This window comes from Corynebacterium sp. CQ3829_602738, from assembly GCF_054478435.1.
In genome coordinates, this window is the sequence record NZ_CM137003.1 from 2,303,886 (window position 1) to 2,322,998 (window position 19,113).

At 65.5% G+C, this 19,113-nt stretch carries 19 protein-coding genes and 3 pseudogenes; 10 read left to right on the top strand and 12 right to left on the bottom strand.

Features of this window, described 5'->3' with window-relative positions:
• Nucleotides 1-56 precede the first annotated feature (56 nt).
• Genes ACX1NL_RS10985 through ACX1NL_RS10995 form a run of 3 tightly spaced genes read left to right on the top strand, consistent with a single transcriptional unit; the run spans nt 57 to nt 2,263 of the window.
• Entirely contained in the window at nt 57-785 is a 729-nt protein-coding gene (locus ACX1NL_RS10985; protein WP_239306127.1) for a GntR family transcriptional regulator, read from the top strand.
• A 9-nt stretch (nt 786-794) separates the two neighbouring features.
• On the top strand, nt 795-1,913 hold the full coding sequence (locus tag ACX1NL_RS10990; protein WP_458898176.1) for a septum formation family protein: 1,119 nt from the start codon (nt 795-797) through the stop codon (nt 1,911-1,913).
• Nucleotides 1,914-1,915: 2 nt separating this feature from the next.
• Complete coding sequence (locus ACX1NL_RS10995; protein WP_239356117.1) at nt 1,916-2,263, top strand: metallopeptidase family protein; 348 nt, start codon at nt 1,916-1,918, stop codon at nt 2,261-2,263.
• A gap of 6 nt (nt 2,264-2,269) precedes the next feature.
• On the opposite strand, the gene ACX1NL_RS11000 is transcribed toward ACX1NL_RS10995, so the two are convergent.
• From ACX1NL_RS11000 to ACX1NL_RS11015, 4 genes are read right to left on the bottom strand one after another with little or no spacing between them, the layout of a single operon-like run.
• Nucleotides 2,270-2,677: a hypothetical protein gene (locus tag ACX1NL_RS11000; RefSeq protein ID WP_458898177.1), complete on the bottom strand. Its 408-nt coding sequence runs from the start codon at nt 2,675-2,677 to the stop codon at nt 2,270-2,272.
• Nucleotides 2,678-2,679: 2 nt separating this feature from the next.
• On the bottom strand, nt 2,680-3,507 hold the full coding sequence (pheA, locus tag ACX1NL_RS11005) for a prephenate dehydratase (protein WP_311389080.1): 828 nt from the start codon (nt 3,505-3,507) through the stop codon (nt 2,680-2,682).
• Nucleotides 3,504-4,394, bottom strand: a complete 891-nt coding sequence (locus tag ACX1NL_RS11010; RefSeq protein ID WP_239356119.1) for a hypothetical protein — start codon at nt 4,392-4,394, stop codon at nt 3,504-3,506. Before ACX1NL_RS11010 ends, pheA begins: the two co-directional genes overlap by 4 nt.
• A 21-nt stretch (nt 4,395-4,415) precedes the next feature.
• Nucleotides 4,416-5,318: a DUF2891 family protein gene (locus tag ACX1NL_RS11015; protein WP_458898178.1), complete on the bottom strand. Its 903-nt coding sequence runs from the start codon at nt 5,316-5,318 to the stop codon at nt 4,416-4,418.
• Nucleotides 5,319-5,335: 17 nt separating this feature from the next.
• Between ACX1NL_RS11015 and ACX1NL_RS11020 the strand changes: the two genes are divergently transcribed.
• Complete coding sequence (locus ACX1NL_RS11020; protein ID WP_458898179.1) at nt 5,336-6,034, top strand: CPBP family intramembrane glutamic endopeptidase; 699 nt, start codon at nt 5,336-5,338, stop codon at nt 6,032-6,034.
• Nucleotides 6,035-6,065: 31 nt separating this feature from the next.
• Nucleotides 6,066-7,340, top strand: coding sequence for an LCP family protein (locus ACX1NL_RS11025; RefSeq protein WP_458898180.1), 1,275 nt, complete (start codon nt 6,066-6,068; stop codon nt 7,338-7,340).
• A gap of 314 nt (nt 7,341-7,654) precedes the next feature.
• Here ACX1NL_RS11025 and ACX1NL_RS11030 read toward each other — a convergent pair whose 3' ends face one another.
• The 3 genes from ACX1NL_RS11030 to ACX1NL_RS11040 form a co-directional block, all read right to left on the bottom strand.
• Entirely contained in the window at nt 7,655-7,996 is a 342-nt protein-coding gene (locus ACX1NL_RS11030; RefSeq protein WP_269511641.1) for a metal-sensitive transcriptional regulator, read from the bottom strand.
• 290 nt (nt 7,997-8,286) lie between these two features.
• Complete coding sequence (locus ACX1NL_RS11035; RefSeq protein WP_458898181.1) at nt 8,287-10,623, bottom strand: heavy metal translocating P-type ATPase; 2,337 nt, start codon at nt 10,621-10,623, stop codon at nt 8,287-8,289.
• A 170-nt stretch (nt 10,624-10,793) separates the two neighbouring features.
• Nucleotides 10,794-11,003: a heavy-metal-associated domain-containing protein gene (locus tag ACX1NL_RS11040; RefSeq protein WP_034997583.1), complete on the bottom strand. Its 210-nt coding sequence runs from the start codon at nt 11,001-11,003 to the stop codon at nt 10,794-10,796.
• Between the two features lie 185 nt (nt 11,004-11,188).
• Between ACX1NL_RS11040 and ACX1NL_RS11045 the strand changes: the two genes are divergently transcribed.
• Both ACX1NL_RS11045 and ACX1NL_RS11050 read left to right on the top strand, forming a co-directional pair.
• On the top strand, nt 11,189-11,440 hold the full coding sequence (locus ACX1NL_RS11045; RefSeq protein WP_070471922.1) for a type II toxin-antitoxin system prevent-host-death family antitoxin: 252 nt from the start codon (nt 11,189-11,191) through the stop codon (nt 11,438-11,440).
• Nucleotides 11,441-11,681: 241 nt separating this feature from the next.
• Nucleotides 11,682-12,281 (top strand): annotated as a pseudogene (locus ACX1NL_RS11050) (M23 family metallopeptidase); the annotation flags it as partial.
• Between the two features lie 230 nt (nt 12,282-12,511).
• On the opposite strand, the gene lnt reads toward ACX1NL_RS11050, so the two are convergent.
• From lnt to ACX1NL_RS11075, 5 genes and pseudogenes are all read right to left on the bottom strand, one after another.
• The gene (gene lnt / locus ACX1NL_RS11055) at nt 12,512-13,288 is read right to left on the bottom strand and encodes an apolipoprotein N-acyltransferase (RefSeq protein WP_338025183.1); all 777 of its coding nucleotides are present in this window, start codon (nt 13,286-13,288) and stop codon (nt 12,512-12,514) included.
• A 284-nt stretch (nt 13,289-13,572) separates the two neighbouring features.
• Nucleotides 13,573-13,878 (bottom strand): annotated as a pseudogene (locus tag ACX1NL_RS11060) (apolipoprotein N-acyltransferase); the annotation flags it as partial.
• Between the two features lie 10 nt (nt 13,879-13,888).
• Nucleotides 13,889-14,125, bottom strand: a pseudogene (locus ACX1NL_RS11065) (TlpA family protein disulfide reductase); the annotation flags it as partial.
• Between the two features lie 79 nt (nt 14,126-14,204).
• Nucleotides 14,205-15,689, bottom strand: a complete 1,485-nt coding sequence (locus ACX1NL_RS11070) for a multicopper oxidase family protein (protein ID WP_181889256.1) — start codon at nt 15,687-15,689, stop codon at nt 14,205-14,207.
• A gap of 71 nt (nt 15,690-15,760) precedes the next feature.
• Complete coding sequence (locus tag ACX1NL_RS11075) at nt 15,761-16,336, bottom strand: CueP family metal-binding protein (RefSeq protein ID WP_085957612.1); 576 nt, start codon at nt 16,334-16,336, stop codon at nt 15,761-15,763.
• 403 nt (nt 16,337-16,739) lie between these two features.
• Between ACX1NL_RS11075 and ACX1NL_RS11080 the strand changes: the two genes are divergently transcribed.
• The 3 genes from ACX1NL_RS11080 to ACX1NL_RS11090 all read left to right on the top strand — a co-directional run bounded on the left by ACX1NL_RS11080 (nt 16,740) and on the right by ACX1NL_RS11090 (nt 19,024).
• Nucleotides 16,740-17,462 carry a response regulator transcription factor gene (locus tag ACX1NL_RS11080; RefSeq protein ID WP_181889257.1) on the top strand — a complete coding sequence of 241 codons (723 nt, stop codon included), beginning with the start codon at nt 16,740-16,742 and terminating at the stop codon, nt 17,460-17,462.
• Entirely contained in the window at nt 17,459-18,586 is a 1,128-nt protein-coding gene (locus tag ACX1NL_RS11085; RefSeq protein WP_181889258.1) for a sensor histidine kinase, read from the top strand. The genes ACX1NL_RS11080 and ACX1NL_RS11085 overlap by 4 nt, the downstream gene beginning before the upstream one ends.
• Nucleotides 18,587-18,697: 111 nt before the next feature.
• Nucleotides 18,698-19,024 (top strand): heavy-metal-associated domain-containing protein, encoded by a 327-nt coding sequence (locus tag ACX1NL_RS11090; RefSeq protein WP_458898182.1) that lies wholly within the window; start codon nt 18,698-18,700, stop codon nt 19,022-19,024.
• Nucleotides 19,025-19,113 lie beyond the last annotated feature (89 nt).

Below are 19,113 nucleotides of genomic sequence, written 5' to 3' on the forward strand. Positions count from 1 at the left end.
CAATGCTGCAACGGCACAACGGCGTCCGGTCATAACCAGTGCGCTATGGTGGGCGTATGACACTCCCGATCGCAGACGGCCCTGTGCCCAAGCACGAGCAGCTCCGCTCGCTTCTGGAGTCCCGCATTGCCGCGGAGTTCTCCCCCGGCGATCCGCTGCCGGGTGAACGCGCGCTGGAGGAGGAGTACGGAGTCTCCCGCATCACGGTGCGCCGCGCGATCGGGGATCTGGTGGCGGCGGGCCGGCTGCGCCGCGTGCGCGGCAAGGGCACGTTCGTCGCCCCGGCGCCGTTGGTGTCGCGCCTGCACCTGGCGAGTTTCTCGGATGAGATGCGGGCGCAGCGCGTGGAGGCGTCGTCACGCATCTTGCTGTGCGAGCGCACCACCCCGCCGGAGGAGGTCGCGCAGTTTTTCGGCACCGCCCCCACCGCAACGCACATACGGTTGCGCAGGCTGAGGCTTGGCGACGGCGAACCGTACGCCGTGGACGACGCCTGGTACAACGCCACCCTGGTGCCGGACCTTCTGGAAAACGACGTCTACCACTCCGTCTACACCCTGCTGGACAAGCATTACGGCCTGGGCGTCACGGAGGCGGAGCAGACCGTCACCGCGGTCACCGCCGGTCCGGACAATGCCCCGCTGCTAGACGTCGAACCGGACACAGCCCTGCTGCACATCGTGCGTTTCGCCCGGTCAGGAACGCACAACGTGGAGTTTTGCTCCTCGGTGTACCGCACGGATCGCTACCGGCTGACTACTCGGGTAGCGCGAGAAGTGGAATAATGGGCCGCCATGGCTTCGAAACAGAGCGCGCTGCGTTCCTTCCTCATCGCCGCACTGGCGGGTGCCGTCGGCGCGGGCACGTACACGCTCGCCGCCGACCCCTCGGAGACTGACACTGGGGACCAGGCCTCCTCCACCACCGCCAGCTCCACCGTCTCGCCCGACCAGGCGGCGACGTTCACCACCGCCGACGCCGGGGCCTGCCTGACCTGGCAGGTGGCCGAAGACGGCACGATCACCGGCTTCGAGCAGGCGGACTGCGAGGGCGAGCACCGCTTCGAGGTGTCCCTGCGCCAGAACCTGGCCACCTACCCCACCTCCGAGTTCGGCCCGGAGGCGCCGATGCCGAACCCGACGCGCCAGGCCCAGCTGCGCGAGGAGCTGTGCGGCGCCGGCACGCTGCGTTATCTGGAAGGCAAGTACGACCCGAACGGCCGCTACTCCATCGCACCGATCCTGCCGCCGGCGGACGCGTGGGCCCGCGGGGACCGCACGATGCTGTGCGGGCTGCAGGAGACCGACCGCGCCGGCGCGCCGATCCTGACGTCTGGGCGTGTGGTGGACCAGGACCAGGCCCGCGTGTTCGAGCCCGGCCAGTGCGTGTCCATCGACGCGTCCAACACGCTCACCGCGGTCAAGTGCGCGGACCCGCACCAGCTGGAGATCACCAGCCAGGTCTCGCTGGAGCAGGTTTTCCCGGATCACACCCCGGCCGTTGAGGAGCAGGACAAATACCTCCAGGACGTGTGCACCCAGGCCGCGCAGGACTACATGGGCAGCGAGGAGAACCTCTACCAGATCGCGCTGCGCCCGTTCTGGACCACGCAGACCCCCGCCGCCTGGGAGGGCGGCTCTCACAGCGTCAACTGCGCGTTGATGTTCTCACGCCCGGAGGGTGGCTTTGCCAACCTCACCGGGTCTGCGACGCAGGGCCGTGGGCAGTTGCTTATCGACGACGCTCCGCCCCCCGAACGCCCCCAGCGCCGCCCCTTGAGGGACCAGCAGACCCCGGCTGCCCCAGCGCCCACCGCCGGCGCTGCGCAGGACCCCACCGCCGGCGCGGCGCAGGACCCAGCAGCAGGTGTGCAGGACCCCGCGCAGGCACCCGCACAGGCTCCGGTGCAGTAGCCATGCTCCCGGTCAGCGACGAGGCGTTCGAGGAGATGATCAACGACGCGTTGGACACCATCCCCGACAACTTCGCCCAGCACATGACAAACATGGTGATCCTGGCGCGGGACTACAACCCGGACAATCCGACCCTGCTCGGCCTGTTCGAGGGGGTACCGCTAACGCAGCAGCACTCGAACCACTCCGGGTTCTTGCCAGACGCGGTCTTCGTGTACAAAAACGCCCTCGAGGCGATCTGCGTGGATGAGGAACAGCTGCGCCACGAGGTGAAGGTGACCGTGCTGCACGAGGTGGGCCACTACTTCGGGCTAGAAGAGCACGAGCTCCACGCCCTCGGATGGGGCTAATCCCCCTTAAGAGAGCCCGCCCATCTCCTTGGCCACCCGCTGCACCTCCAGCGCGCGCTCTTCGTCCCCCATGGCGCCCAGGCCGTCAAGGCCCCGGTACTGGATCTCGTCGGCGTCCGGGTCGTAGTGCACCGCAAGGCCCCAGCACGGGTCCTCGGCCGGGCGGCGCTGAAGCAGCACCTCGTACATGAGGCGGTGCAGCTGCTCCTCGAAGTCGAGCTCCACCAGCCCCACCTGGCCGTCGCTTTCCCCGAGAACGAAGAAGAACACTTGCCCTCTCGGGTTGCACCCCATGAACAAGCTCAGCGGGAATTTCTCGTGCACATAATGCATCTGGCTGCGCACTTCGTACTCGAAGCGCTCAACCGCGTTACCCGCCCATGGGTACCTGTCAGTCGGCATAGTAAATGCCATAGCTATCGTCCCTCCCGCGGCCAGGTGCCTAGCGGCCGCATCTCGGTAGTGCGTTCGGCGCCGGCCTCAAGCGCCGCCGCCACCGCCGCGTCGCTTGCATGGCCCGCCAGGTCCACGAAGAAGTCGTAGGTGTTCGGCTCTTCGCGCGTGGGCCGCGACTCGATGCGCGTCATGTCCACCCCGCGCGCCGCGAATTCCTGCAGCACGCGCACCAGCGCGCCGGGCTCGTTTTTCGTGCGGAAGACAATCGCGGTGCGGTCGTTGCCGGTGGGTTGCGGCGGAGCAGCCTGCTTTGCGACGAGCACGAACCTGGTCCGCGCCGTCTCCGCGTCAGCGACACCGCGGGCGTGCACCTCCAACCCGTGCAGCTCCGCCGCCCGCTCCGGAGCAACGGCGACGTCGGCGGCGCCGTCGGCCACCATCTTCGCCGCGGCGGCGTTGGACGGCGCCGGGATGAACTCCGTGTTCGGTGCGTTTTCGGCGATCCAGCGTGTGACTTGTTGGTGGGCGACGGGGTGGGTGGCGAGCCGGAGGGCGTCGTCAAGCTTGTGCCCCTGCCTAGTCATCACGGCGAACGCGATGGCCAGCTCGGTCTCCCCCACGATGCGCGCGCTGTCGGTGGCGGCGAGCGCGTCCATGGTGGTGGTCACCGCGCCGTCGATGGAGTTCTCAATCGCGCACACCGCGTACTCCGCCTCGCCCGCGTCCAGGGCGGCAAGGGCCGCGGCCGGCGACTCGACGGGCACGTACTGCGCGCCCTCGATGCCGAAGCGGCGCGCGGCTTCTTCCGTGAACGTGCCCGCGGGGCCCAAATACGCGACGCGGGTCATGGCTGCCTCTGCATCAGCGGGTGGGTGTCGTTGGCCACGTCCCTCCAGTTCTCCGCGGTCGTGCGGATGCGCTCGGCCCAATCGTCCCAGGACACGCTGCTGGTGAACTCGCCGTTCTGCCTGTTTACGGTGATCTGCACCTGCGCGTGGTGGAACGGTTTTCCGTCCGCCAGCGCGTCAATGTAGGCGGTGGCGAAGGGCTCAAGCGCGGCGCGGGAGAACACGCCGTAGATGTAGGAGAGGTTCTCCATGTAGAAAATCGCGTCCACCTGCTCGAGCTTCGTGCCGTCTGGACCGGAGGAAAGCGCGAAGAAGGCGTTCAGCGCGGCCCAATCTGCGCCGAAGTACTTCGCCTGCTCGTTGACTTCGTAGCCGAGCCGGGTGAACAGCTCCTCGGTGAGGTGGGCGCCCGAGGGGCGGTACGCGGGCTTCATGGCTGAGCGCTCCATGAGGTGGGCGTGCACCATTGTGTTGATGTGCGCCCCGTGAAGTCCCTGGGCGAAGCGCTGCAGCGCAGCTGCGTCCGGCACGCCCTGGGCTGGGTCGTACGGGTGGCTGCCGTGGTAGACAAACGAGTTGGACTTGGGCGCGAAGCTGGCGGCGTAGATCTGCGTCGGCCCGCCCTGGCCGGTCTCCGCGACCTCCTGCCAGAACACCTCGTAGAACAGCTCGCGGTGCTCGTTCTCGTAGTCGATCGTCGCGGTCTGCGGCGGTTGGCCCGCAAGCTGGACCATCGCGGCGACGTAGGTTTTGCCCTCGTGGGCGATCACGACGGAGTAGAACGCCTCCACCGGGACGTGGTTGGAAATCTGCTCGACAATGGTGCGCACCAGCTGCTGGTACGGCTCTTTCGGGCTGCCCGCCCGGGGGTTCTCACCGGCTCCCATAGCCACGTTTGTACACGAATGTCACGCTCCCGGCGCGTCTTCGGCGAGCAGCGCGTAGGTGATCAGCCAGTGCGTGGCCATGAAATTCTGGCCGGTCAGGTGGGGCGAAGCTGCGTCGATAAGCACCTGTGTTCCTTCCGGCCTACCAATTTCGCGCAGCAACCACGCGCGGGTGAGCATGAGCCCGATGAGGTGGGCCTGCTGGCCGTCCTCCGGGTCCGCGACCTGAATCGGCGCGGTGTAGAACTCGAACGCCTCGGATGCGAGGAAGCCGCCCAGCCAGGTGGCGAACTCGCCGGCCGGCAGCACGCGGCGCATCAGGGCGGCCTCTGCCAGGCCGTTGGGGACGAAGTCGTGGCCCGAAACCTCCCAGGTGTGCGGGTAGGCGCGGTCGTCGCCGAACCATCCGCGGGCGGTGCGCTCCACCAGCTCGCGCATCGCCGGTGCGGCGTCGTGAATGAGCAGTAGCGCCAGCGCCGAGTTCGAGTGCACGCCGTGGCGCACCGGCCACTGCTGCGTGCCCAGCCACGCGGCGATGTTGCGCTCCAGCTGGGACTCAAGGGGCGCGAGCGCACCCTCCCACCGGGTGCCTCGGCACTCCTTTACTAGCTGCATCGCCCACGCCCAGCCGTACGGCCGCTCGTAGACGGGATGCGTGCGCAGGTACTCGGCCTCGGCGGCGATGTTCTCTTCCGTCAGGCGCTCGTCGAGGAGGTCGGCGAGCCTGTGGTCGTCGATACGCATATGCAGCTTCACCGCAGTGCAGAGCATGTGCACGCACGAGTGCCAGTCGTACGACCCCCAAAACGCCGGGTGCAGCGCCCGCGGGTCGGGGTGGCCGGGGCCAGCCTGCTCATGGTGCATGGCGGCGGGGTACTCCTGGCCGACAACCTGCGCGATAGTGCGCGCCCACGAATCCTGCATGGCGTTAAAGTTAGCGCATGACTCGGCGCCTGAAGCTCGAAATCGTGCTCGTCCTCGCGGTCACCTTCGGCACCGCGGGGCTGCGGGCGGCGCTGCGGCTTGTGGACTCGCTGTTGAAAGCCCCGCTGAACCAGCAGAGCACCACGATTCACGACGCGGCCTCGTCGGTTCCCTGGCTGGACCTGGCGCTGCAGGCGACCTCCGCGCTGACGCTGTTCGCGTGGGGCGGGCTGGCGTGGTTCCTTTTGGAAGAGCGCTGGCGCTGGCCCCGCTGGGCGGATTTGTGGCGCGGGGCCGGGTTCGCGGCGTTGATCGGGCTGCCCGGCCTGGCGTTTTACGTCGCCGCGGTGCACCTCGGCCTGTCCAAGGTGGTGGTGCCGACCACCGCCGCGGTGCAGATCCCGACGTCGCTTCTGTGGTCCTTCGCCAATGGCTTCGGCGAAGAGATCGTGGTGGTGATGTACCTGGTCACGCGCCTGAAGCAGCTGGGGTGGACACCCTGGCAGTGTATTGCGGCCTCGGCGGTGCTGCGCGGGTCCTACCACCTGTACCAGGGGGTCTCCGCGGGTGTCGGCAACATTGTCATGGGCGTAATCTTTGCCTGGTACTTCCACAAAACTTCCCGGGTGTGGCCGCTGATCCTCGCGCACTTTTTCATCGATGCCGTGGCGTTTATCGCCTACCCGCTACTGGATCTGTCGTGGCTCGGAATCTAAGCACTTCCGTCACACTGGTTACACTAAGCGCATGTCTACTACGCCCCATTCCAACGACCCCCGCGATAACGCGGGCGAGTTCGTGCTGGGCAAAGACGGCAAGCCCCTCGTGGACCGCTACGGCCGGCCCATTCGCCGTCGCACAACTGCTTCTCGACGCGACCCCGCCGCCCGCCACCCCGACGAATTCACGCGCGTAGAGCCCCGCGCGCGCAGGGTTTCGCCGCGGGTCGAGCCGGGCCACACCGTTTACGAACCCCCGGCCGCGTACGAGCCACGGCGCGCGCCGGAGCACCCGCGCAGCCGGCCGGTGCAGCAGCGTCCCGTGCAGCAACGCCCTGCGCGGCCTGCCCCGGAGGACGTCCCGCTGCAGGTCTCGAGGGGGAGACGGCGGGGGCCGAAGGTGCGTCGCAAAGTAAAGCTCCCCGGCTGCGGCGCAGTGCTCGCCCTGATCATCGCCTTGCTGATCGGCTCGGTGCTGGTCGCGGACGCGCGCCTAAACCGCACTGCCGCCATGCCCGACCAGCAAATCTCGAACACCTCGGGGACGAACTGGCTGCTCGTGGGCTCCGACTCGCGCACGGGCCTGAGCGAAAAGGACGTCGAACGCCTCGGCACCGGCGGCGACCTGGGCACCGTGCGCACCGACACGATCATGCTCATGCACCTGCCGCTGCGCGGAAAGCCGACGCTGGTGTCCATCCCGCGCGACTCGTACGTGACCGTGCCCGGGTACGGCTACGACAAGGTCAACGCCGCGTTCTCCATCGGTGGGCCGCAGCTGCTGGTGGAGACCGTGGAGCAGAACACCGGGCTGCATGTGGACCGCTACGCGGAGATCGGCATGGGCGGCCTCGCCGGGGTGGTCGACGCAGCCGGTGGTGTGGAGATTTGCGTCGCCGAGCCTATCGACGACCCGCTGGCCAACATCAACCTCCAACCCGGCTGCCAGGAGATGGACGGCCCCACAGCACTGGGCTACGTGCGTACCCGCGCCACCGCCCAGGGCGACCTGGACCGAGTGGCGCGCCAGCGCGAGTTCATGACCACGCTGGTCACGCGCGTGCTGTCCCCGTCCGTGTATTTGAACCCGTTCCGCATGGCGCGTCTGCTGTGGGTCACGCCCACCCTGCTGACGGTCAACTCCGACGACCACGCGTGGAACCTCGCCCGCATCGTCATCGCGCTGCGCGGCGGCCTAGAGACGGAAACCGTGCCCATCGGCGGCTTCGCCGACACCGAAGTGGGCAACGTGGTGCTCTGGGACGACACCGCGGCCGAAGCGCTGTTCGCTTCCCTGCGGTAGGGCGCCGAGCGGGGCGGTTGGCGCAACAAGCGTCCACAGGCGGAAAACCGGCTACCTAGATCCGGCTACCAACCGATTTGGGAGCGCGGACAAAAAGTTGGAGTGTTGGGGGCAGCACCGGTTGATGTTGCAGGTGGGGATGTGGTCAAGGTTGTTCAGTGGCGCGATCTTTTCGACCAGCAGCAACAGTGGCCATCAACCCGATCATGTCGCCGCCAGCAGCAGGACTCCGAAGCCTCCAGCCGGCAACAGGGGCGGTCAGAGTGGCCTGGCCGCCGTTCTCGACGGGGGTGTGGTGGCCGGGTCCCGGCCTGTCACCGGGCGAAACGGGCGATAGCGTCGGTGACTTCCTGGAACTTGGCGTCGGCCTCCTCTCCTCCTAACTTGGCGGCGTCACGGACGCAGTGTTTCATGTGGTCATCGAGTAGTCCCAGGGCAACGCTGCGTAGGGCAGCATTGACCGCGGAGATCTGGGTAAGGATGTCGATGCAGTACTGTTCCTCGTCGACCATGCTGTGCAGGCCCCGGGCCTGTCCCTCGATGCGCTTGAGGCGGGCGAGATAGCGATCCTTGTCGTTGATGTAGCCATGGGTGGTGTGACAGGTGTCGGCCCCACCCGAGGAAGAAGCGGCCTGATCAGGGGTGCGAGTATCCACAATGGTCTCCTTGCTGAAAAAAGGGGGCAGGTATGTCCTGAGTCAGTTGCGGGTCGATCAGGATGGAAAGCCCGAGGGCATGGAATGAGGCATGAGGACCTCATGGTCCCCACGCCCTGTGGCGTTATTCGGATAAGTAGTCGGCAGATTGTCGGCCCGGAGGGGCCTGCCGGGTGGGGCCGGGGAGAGGTCAGGAGCAGGTACTTGGGGACGGAGGTCTGAGTGTGATTGGAGGGACTCAGCCACAGGAGGGGGACACGGGGTTCCTTATCGCTAGAAAAGGATGTGGATTAGGCGGTGTCCGGCTGCCGCACGGAGGGGCGAGCGGGCTGCGGTGAGGAACTTGTGTTGTCGTGGGAGGACTTGAATCTACGCAGCGTGAGGGAGTTGGAGACCACGAACACCGAGGAGAAGCCCATCGCAATGCCCGCCAACCCCGGGTTGAGGAAACCGATCGCGGCGACCGGGATCAGCACGACGTTATAGGCGAACGCCCAGAACAGGTTGCCCTTGATGGTGCCCAGCGTGCGACGTGACAGACGGATGGCATCGCCCGCGGAGCGCAGGTCGTTGTTCATTAAGGTGATATCGGAGGCCTCGATGGCCACATCCGTGCCCGCCCCCATGGCCAGACCCAGATCGGCCTGGGCCAGGGCGGCCGCGTCATTGACGCCGTCGCCGACCATGGCGACCTTCTTGCCCTCATGTTGTAGCTTCTCGATGACCGCGACCTTGTCCTGCGGCATGACCTCGGCACTCACGTTGGCCGCATCGATGCCCACCTCTTGGGCGACGGCGGCCGCGGCCTTCGCGTTATCGCCGGTGAGCAGGTACGGCCTCAACCCCAGCCTGCGGAACTGGGCGACCGCTTCCGCTGAGGAGTCTTTGATGACATCGCGCACCACGACCACACCGGCGGGCTGGTCATCGACGTAGACGGCCACCGGGGTCGCGCCCTGCGACTGTGCGTGGTCGAAGGCGGTGGTGAGGTCACGGGGCAGCTGGCCGGCGGGACGGCCCACGGTGACGACGTGACCCTTGACGGTGGCCGTGACGCCCCGGCCGGCGGTGCTGTCGAAGTCGGTGGCCTCCTGGATGTTCCCGGAGCGCTCGGCCTCGGTGACAATCGCCTTGGCGATGGGGTGCTCGGAACCTGCTTCGACGGCCGCCGACAAGGCGAGGACCTCGTTGTTGGTGTAGCCGTCGGCGGCGTGGACGCCGGTGACCGACATGACCCCGGAGGTGACGGTGCCGGTCTTGTCCATGACGATGGTGTCGACCTGGCGGGTGGATTCAAGGACCTCCGGGCCCCTGATCAACAAGCCCAGCTGCGCGCCCCGGGAGGTGCCCACCAGCAGGGCGGTCGGGGTGGCCAGTCCCAGGGCGCATGGGCAAGCGATGATCAGCACCGCGACTGCGGCGGAAAAGGCCCAGTTCGCCCCGCTGCCGGCGGCGAGGTGGACGATCAGGGTGATGATGGAGACGACAATGACCGTCGGGACGAAGACCGAGGAGATCTTATCCACCAGGCGCTGGACCGGGGCTTTTTTCGCCTGGGCGTCAGTGACCAGCTTGGCCATCTGGGACAGCGTGGTCTCCGAACCTGTGCGGGTGACTTCGACCAGCAGTCGACCGGAGGTGTTGATCGTCGCGCCCGTGACCGGGGTGCCGGGGGCGGCCTCGACGGGAACGGACTCGCCGGTCAGCATCGACTCGTCGATGGCCGAGGTGCCCTCGATGACACGACCGTCGGTGGCGATCTTCTCACCCGGGCGGACGACGAAGACGTCACCGACTGTCAGCTGGGAGACCGGGACGCGGACTTCCTCACCGTCGCGGATCACCGCGGCGTCTTTCGCACCCATGTCCAGCAGGGACTTCAGCGCCGCGGAGGACTGGCCCTTGGCGCGGACCTCAAACCACCGGCCGAGCAACAGGAAGGTGATGACTACGGCGATGGTCTCGAGGTAGATGTGGTCCATGCCGTCATCGCGGGGCAGCAGGCTCATCTCCATCACCATGCCGGGGTGCCCGGCGTTGCCGAAAAACAAGGCCCACAGCGACCACAGATACGCAGCGGTAGTGCCCAGAGACACGAGTGTGTCCATCGTGGTCGAGCCGTGACGCAGGTTGGTTAAGGTCGCCCGGTGGAACGGGGCGCCACCGTAGAAGTAGATCAGGGTGGACATGACGAGCAGGGCCCACTGCCAATTCATGAACTGCAGGGACGGGATCATCGAGATCGCGACCACCGGAACGGAGAGGATCGTCGACCCGATCAGACGCGTCTTCAGGTCTGTGGCCTCGGCCTCGCGGGCCTGTTCGTGGCGGTCACCGACCACCTCGGTGTCCTCCTCCGGACCGCTGTCCACGGCGGAGGCGTGTTGATCCCCCATGGTGAACGCGTCGTACCCGGCACCCCGCACGGTTTCGATCAGCCGATCGGCGTCGACTTTGGTGGGGTCGTAACTGACGGAGGCGGATTCGGTGGCGAAGTTAACGGTGGCCTCCACGCCATCGAGCTTGTTGAGCTTGCGTTCCACCCGCCCTGAGCACGACGTACAGGTCATGCCGGTGACGCCCAGATCGACCTGGAGTAGGTCAACCGACGGTTGAGTTTGAATCATCAGTGATCAGTCCTTCAGTAAACAGTCGTGAGGTGCATCTCCGAGGTCCCAAAAGGCCCGCCCACAGATGCACCGTCGGGGATATCGAACCGGCATGGCTGGGCCTGATGGGCATATCCAGCAGGGTTGGCCCGGCCGTGTCTACGCGAGGCGGGGACCGGGCCCAGGGATTAGGGCTTGACGGTGTAGCCGGCTGTCGTGACGGCGGCGACAACATCGTCGTCGGTGAAGTTTTCACCCGTGACGGTCACCTGCCCGGTATCCACGGTGGCCTCCACCATGGTCACACCGGCGACCTCGCCGATCTCCTCCTCCACGGAGGACTTGCAGTGTCCGCAGGTCATGCCTTCGATGATGTACTTCTTTGTTACGGCGCTCATCAGATGATCCTTTCCTTGATGTCCTGAAGGGCAGGAGTGGAGATGCCCAACAACCTTCAACCTATACCCATGGGGGGTATCAGTCAAGGAGGTGTCTGCCCCTAAGCGTCCCGTTCGGCGGGCAGGACTTCCGGAACGGCCGCGATCGTTGCTGCACTTCTTGTACAAAATGTACGTTAAAGGGTATGGGCATCACGGTCACCCTCAGTCAGTTCCGCAGCGAACAAAGCCACTATCTTGATGCCGCCCAAGGTGAACCGGTCACCATCTCCAGTCGCGGGCCCCGCCGCCGGGCGGTGGTGGTCTCCCCGGACTTCTACGACCGGGCGGTTCAGGCGCTGGAGGATGGCGAGGATATCCGTGCCGCAGCGGCTACCCGTCAGGAGGCGGGCGGTGTCTCCCACAAGGAGTTCACGTCCGACCCCAAACTGGACTGACCTGCCTGTCCATACCTGTGCCGCGGTATCTGATCATCGATAAGCTTTCAACTGCGACAGCCCTTCGCACGCTGGCCCGGCAATGGCAGCAGTGATTGCCACCGCCATCGACGCCCTGGCCCACGTTCCGCCGTCTCGGCGGAGTGGAAAAGTTGCGGGGCGACGACGGGGAGTGCTGTAGCTGGGTAGTCCACGGCCGTCAATGACGGTGAGCTGATCAGCGTCTCGGTTCCAAGCCCCGGCCGAGGTCGAGGCTCCGGTCTCCCCGGAGGCTGCCACCGTCGAGGTGGATTTGGCCACCAACGACACGGCCCTGTCCTCGAGTGGGACGCAGGCCGCACCGCAGATTCTCGCGATCTCCGAATTCAAGCCGGTCGCCAACATCGACGAGCAGCTGGACAAGGCCATCCAGTACAACGCCGAGCGGGCCGAGAAGGAGCGCGCTGCCCGCGCGCCCTCGGTGGTCAAGCTCGCTGAAGGCACCTTCACCTCCGGTTCCGGCGTGCACTGCGGAACCCTCCACGCGGGTATCGACATCGCCAACGTCGTAGGTACCCCGATCCTCGCGGCGATGGGCGGCACTGTCATTGACTCCGGCCCGGCCTCCGGTTTCGGGCAGTGGATCCGCATCCAGCACGATAATGGCTCGATTGCCGTCTCCGGTCATATGGAGACTTTCGACGTGACCGTTGGAAAACGCGTCACCGCTGGTCAGAGGATCGCTGGCATGGGCAACCGGGGGTTTTCCACCGGCTCTCACCTGCACCTCGAGCGTTACCCGACTGGCAACGGGGCGGTCGACCCGTTGCCCTGGTTCGCCGAGCACGGCGTCACCTTCTAACCTTCCCGCACTCACCAGGACCGGCCCCGACACCGGAACCGGCGACAGTGACTGGGCGTGAGGCACCCGCCTCAGACCGCAGAGACGCTTCTCACTCATCGCCGACACAGCCCGGACTTGATAGCTTCTCCAGGCAGGCCAGACCGGGGCACAGGGGAGGCAGTCCGTGCTCGTCATATATGGGGGCGGCGAGCGTCCCGCCAACGAGGAGCAGGTGCCGTAATCCACGTTTAGTGGGATATTCCCGTAACCTGCCTTCTCCTGCGCCAGCTGACGAGGCCGGTAACCGCAGGCCATGCAAGAGCCAGCATCGCGAGAACCAACAGGGGTGTATCCCCCATGCGCGCATACGGCATCAAACCAGTATGAAGGGGAACGGTTGCCGTCAGCAGTTCGTTCGTGCCCAGGCCACTGAGTTGTGAGACTATGCCGTCGGGCTGGATAACTGCGGAGTATCCGGTGGGGGCAGCCTGGAGAACGGTGCGGCCAAACTCGCGGGCACGCATCCGGGATGCGGCCACTTCAATTGCAGGTACTTCCTCGGTCACAAAAGACGCGGCGTTGGTCGGTGCGAGGAGTAGCTGCCCACCATTGCGAACGGCATCAGCGACCCGGTCGGCGAAGAAGACCTCATAAGAAATGACGATCCCCAATCGTGGTGTCCCGCTGGGATCGAGCACCGCCGGTCCCTCTCCGGCAATGGCGTCGCGGGGGATGAACCGTGCGTCCTCGCTGAGTCGTTCAATCAGATTGCGCATAGGGATGTACTCGCCGAACGGCACACGATGATGCTTCTCATAGCGTCCTAACCGGGTCCCGTCCGGCCCCCACACTATGGATGCGTTCCTGAAATGTTGATCCTCAGATTCGGTAATTCCGACGACGATGTTCGTGTCGAGTTGCCTGGCCAGTTCAGCGAAAGCTGCATCAACGCGCGTCCCGTCGATTGAGCCGTCGATATTGACGACGTTTTCGGGCAGCAGAACCAGATCAGGGTCCCCGGTGATATCGTCGGCAGCCTGTAGGTGCCGGCGGGTCGTATCAAACGGATCGGTATTGACCGCGCGAAGCCCACGGGGCCTCCACCCTGCACGAGCACGACGTCAAGGCTGCCTTCTGCCGTATCATCTACGATCGTTGACGCGAACGCCGGTACCGCGAGTACCACGACCACTGCGACCACGGATGCTGCACGGGCTCGTCTCGGCCCGAAGATGACAGCGGTAACAACGGCCCCCGCAACTGCGGCCAACGCGGTCACCAGGAGAGTCCCTCCCAGGGGCGCTGCCGCCATGAAAGGACCATCGGTCTGGCTGTATCCGAAAGCGGACAACGGGAAACCGCCGAACGGGAACCGGTGCTGCACAGCCTCCAATAACACCAGGGCCGCAGGGGTGAGCAGCCACCAGCCCGACCAGCGGCTGCGAAAAGCCGCCTCGTTAGACGATACCGCGGCAACCAGCATTAACAGTAGCGCCTGAACGGCAACAACAGCAGCATACCCGGCAGTGTTGAAGTCGGTGAGCCAGCGCAGAGCAAGAGCGTAGTGCGCCACAGATACGCAGCCGCTGGGAAATATGTACGAGTACATCTCCATGATCTGCGTGGACAAGCTGCAGGTTATCGACTTCCGCCCGACACGGTGCACACCACTGGCCCCAAGCGTTGAGGACGACGACCTCGCCTTCAAAAACAGACAGGCTGATCTCCTCACCCTCCTCCATCAGCGACGGGCCGGAGAAGTCCGGCAGCGGGGCACGTTCCTCCTCTGCGTAGATAATCTCGGTTTTCCGGGGCGGTGGGGAAGAAGACGGTGTTCTGGTTGTCCCGGAAGACCACAACACCGAGGGAGGTCATCGTGCTGCCCGGTGGGTGGTCTGCAGCGACTCTGCCCACCTCGGCACTCCACCCCTGCTGTGGGGGTTATTCGTAGCGAAGCGAGCTGAGCATCCCGGTTTCCATGTGATAGGCGTTATGGCAGTGAAATGCCCACTCACCGGGGTTGTCAGCGATCAGGTCGGCGATCATGGTTTCACCGTGGCGGAGAAGGACAGTGTCCTTGCGTAGCCCGTCGCTGCCGGGTAGCGCCCACGTGTGGCCGTGGATGTGCATGGGATGGGGCATCATGGTCCTGTTGCGCATGACCATCCGCAGGCGCTGGCCCTCCTGCACGGTCGCGGAGGAGGATTGGCCGTCGGTGAGAATGCTCCATTCATACGGCATCATCTGCCCGCCCAGGTCGATGCTGACTTCTCGGTCTGGTGTGCCCTCGGGCAGGAGTGCACGGTCTGCTGGCTTTAGGGAGGACAGAAGCAGTCCGGTGGACGACAACTCGGGGAAGTCGACATCGGGGCGGGGGGCCTGGCCGCCGGCGGTGCGGATGACGGCGAAGGCGCGGTCGTCCTTACCCACCGCCAAAGCCGTGAGCGGGAAGATGCCGTCGCCGAGGATGACCTCGACGTCGACACGCTCGCCCATCGACAGGTAGATCGATTCGGTCTCCCAGGGCTGGACAGGGAAGCCGTCGGTGTGGGTGACGGTCATGCGGTGACCACCGAGAGCCACCTTGAAGATGGTGTCACCGCCGGAGTTGATAAACCGCAGGCGGGCCTTGTCGCCCGGGCGAGCCTCGAAGGTCCGGTGAGCACGGGGGATACGCCCGTTGATGAGGTAGTGCGGATACATCACATCGCCGGCATCCCCGCCCAGTACCCGGTCCGGGGTGCCGTGCATCATCTGGCCGTGACCTCCCATTCCCATCCTCCCGTCATGGTCGCCCGAACCCATTCCGGTGAGCTTGTCGAGCTCATCGTCGGGAGTGCTGCCGTCGATGCCATCGACCCAGTCGTCGAGCACGATGGTCCACTCGACGTCCTGATCCTCAGCGTCGTCCGGGTCGCGGACGATCAGAGGGGCGTGCAGACCCCGGTCGAGTTGCAGGCCGGTGTGGGAATGGTAGAAGTAGGTGCCACCGTGGGGGACTTCAAAAACATAGGAAAAAGACTCGCCAGGTTCAATGGGGTCCTGGGTCATGCCGGGCACACCGTCGGCTGCGTTGTGGAGTGCGATGCCATGCCAGTGGATGGAGGTGCTCTCAGGCAGTTCATTGGTGATATCGACCTGCAGGACGTCGCCGGCGGTGGCCTCAATGGCCGCATCCCCGGTGTCAGAGACGTATCCCCACGTCTTGGCTTCGATGCCGCCGATATCCAGGGAGAGGGGCCGGGCGGTCAGTGTCCGGCGCACCGTCGGCTCACCGAGCGCAGTGGGGGTGGGAGTGGGGCGAAGGGAGGGACCTGGTGCCGAGGCAGCGGGTCCAGGGTCGCTGGTGCAGGCGGCCACGGCCCCGGTGCCGGCGAGGACGAGCCCGCCGAGCAGAAACTGTCGTCGGGAAAACGCGTTCGTCATGATTTAACCTTCCTTGGTGCAAGATTTCAGTGATACGGGAGACAGTCGCAGGTGAGGATCCTGCTGAGCTATCACGTCAGGCGCAGGTCTGTGACACAGGTGGCACCGTCGTCGGTGGTGGAAAACTCCGTGGAGCCGGTATGCCCCTGGTAGCTGACCTCAATCAGGCCGGTGACATCATCGGGAAGCCAGAAGCCAATAAACCCGTTGTCGAAGGTGGTTGTCGCCTCGTCCACCAGTACCTCACCGGTCGCCTCATCGGTGATCGTGACCTGGATATCCTCATTGTCGAGTTCCCCCTGGCAGGTCGTGAGGCTGTGGTAGAAGCAGTCGTGGGTGGAGGTGAGATAGGGTGCGATCGAGACATACGTCTGATTGTCGGGAAGATCGAGCGCGACTTCCTGGTCATCGCTCGAGAGCAGTAGTTCATCGGCACGCACTGAGGCGATCAGATCCGTGGGACGCTCAGTGACCTTCTGCCGGTCGAGGTGATCAATGATCTCCACCGCGTCCATGTCGGCCAGGCCATGGGTAGTCAGGAATGTGTCCTGGGACTCCGTCCCGTCGGCGGTGGGTTCCGGGTCGGCGGCCGAACACCCCGTGAGGGCGAGGGCAAGGGCCGCGGCTGCGATCGCTGCTCGTTTCACGTCAATCTCCTTGGATCGTGGTAGGACCGTGAGAAGACACCGCCTCAAGGTCGATGCCATACCTTTATCTAGCACGGGTGCCTGACGGACTAGGATTCAAAAACCCTGCTCACAGCCTTATAACAGGGCGAAAAGGGGGTGAATTCGGTGGGCTGGGTCACCACCGGAACACCACCTCTCAGCCGTGGGCGATGTCGTTCTACCCGCCCCGGGTATGCGGTGCAGGCAGTGAAATCCCTGGTGGCGCCTGCTGAACCGACGAGGAGAGGCGATGCCGCCGGCCCGGGGTAGGGCACAGGGGTGACGGCGGTCGAAGGGTGATGTTTGAAGATTTGATGAAGATTTCCCCGCCGGGCACTGAGCGAGGGTGGTATTCCCCCTTGCCGGAGCGATACTGGGGTCTATGGCTGACCACACACCGACCACCGCCACGCCCCCGGGGCGGGTGCTGGTCGTCGATGATGAACAACCCCTGGCTCAGATGGTGGCCTCCTACCTCATCCGGGCCGGCTTCGATACCCGCCAGGCGTACACCGGCACCCAGGCCGTGGACGAGGCCCGTCGCTTTTCCCCCGATGTTGTGGTACTGGATCTGGGGCTGCCCGAACTCGACGGCCTGGAGGTATGCCGACGGATCCGCACCTTCTCGGACTGCTACATCCTCATGCTCACCGCGCGTGGCAGCGAGGACGACAAGATCAGCGGTTTGACCCTGGGGGCGGATGACTACATCACCAAACCTTTTAGCATCCGGGAACTGGTGACCCGGGTGCATGCGGTGCTGCGCCGCCCGCGCACCAGCACCACCCCACCGCAGGTGACCACCCCCTTGATCGTTGGTGACCTCATCCTTGACCCCGTCGCCCATCAGGTGCGGGTGGGGGAGACGACCGTGGAGCTCACCCGCACGGAGTTCGAGCTGCTGGTTGCCCTGGCCCTGCGCCCCGGCCAGGTGCTGACCCGCCACGACCTGGTCGCCGAGGTCTGGGACACCACCTGGGTCGGTGATGAACGCATCGTCGATGTCCACATCGGCAACTTGCGTCGCAAGCTCGGCACCGACACCCGGGGCCGGGGGTTTATTGACACCGTGCGTGGCGTGGGCTACCGGGTGGGGCAGCCATGAATCACGGACCCGGCCTGACCTTCCGCTTCCTGGCCGCCCAGGTGTTGGTCGTGGTGATTAGCCTGCTGGTGGCCGCGGCCGTGGCCACGGTGGTGGGCCCGACCCTGTTTCATGATCATATGTCGATGGCCGGCCGGGAGGACCCCTCGCTGGAGCTGTTCCATGCCGAGCAGGCCTACCGGGACGCCAACCTGATCACCCTGGCCGTCGCCCTGCCCACCGCCTTGATCAGCGCCCTGCTGGCTAGCCTGTGGTTATCGCGTCGCCTGCGCACCCCCCTGCAGGATCTCACCCGCGCCGCTACCAGCCTGGCGGCCGGCAACTATCGTATCCGCGTGCCCGCCGGAGAAGCAGGCCCCGAGGTCACCACCCTGGCGCATGCCTTCAACTCCATGGCCGACCGGCTGGAACACACCGAACAGGTCCGCCGCCAGATGCTCTCTGATCTGGCCCACGAAATGGGCACGCCCTTATCGGTGCTCACGGTCTACCTCGATGGTCTCCAGGACGGGGTCGTGGACTGGGATAATGCCACCCACGCGATCATGGCTGACCAACTCACCCGCCTGACCCGGTTGATGGAAGACATTGACGATGTCTCCCGGGCCCAGGAACACCGGATCGATTTGGACCTAGCGGAGGAGAGGCTCGGGGATCTGCTCCATACCGCCGCTGCTGCCGCGGGGGAAGCTTATGCCGACAAAGGCGTCGATTTACAGGTCGAGACCATTACGGACACCGCCCGGGTGCTCGTGGACCGGCAACGCTTCGGCCAGGTGATGAGCAATCTCCTGTCGAACGCGCTACGGCACACCCCGGCCGGCGGGCAGGTCCGGATCAGCGTCCACCGACAGGGGGCGTCCACCGCGCTCATCCACGTCGCCGATGACGGCGAGGGCATCCCACCTAGCCAGCTCGGACACATCTTCGAACGCTTCTACCGGGGGGATGCCGCCCGCAGCCGGGATAACGGCGGGGCCGGTATCGGTCTGACTATCTCCAGGGCATTGATCGAGGCCCACGGCGGCACTCTCACCGCCACCTCCCCCGGACCCGGTCGCGGAGCGGTGTTTGCCCTCCGCCTCCCGCTGTCCCCTCCCGACAGCGAGGAGGCTGCTCGGTGACCACACCCTGCCCCGCGTCAGGGCCGTGCCCTCCGCCCCTTGAAAATGTACCCCGGGGGGGTATATGCTAGCGAGCGTTACCGCATCCCACCGACCCATAGGAGCTTTCCCATGACCAACCCCCCGCCCCACCTCTTGCCAATGGCCTCCCATGGCTGCAGCTGTTGCGGACCTGCCTCACATGTCGACACCGCCTCCATCCCTGCCGCCAGCGACTCGTCAACAGGAGGATCCTCCCCTAGCTACCAGGTCACCGGCCTGACCTGCGGGCACTGCGCGAAAAGCGTGACCCAGGCCCTTCAGGCCCTCCCCCAGGTCGACGACGTCCAGATTGATCTCGCTGCTGGTGGTGTTTCCACCGTCACGGTCACCGGTGCCGTACCTCCGGAGATGGTTCGCCGGGCCATCGAAGAGGCCGGCTACACCGTCTTATCCTGATCAGTTTTACCCATCATCCCGACCCCGACCGGGTTGAGCGGAAGGAACGTCATGAGCACTCCCCACCATTCCGGTGATCACCATGGTGA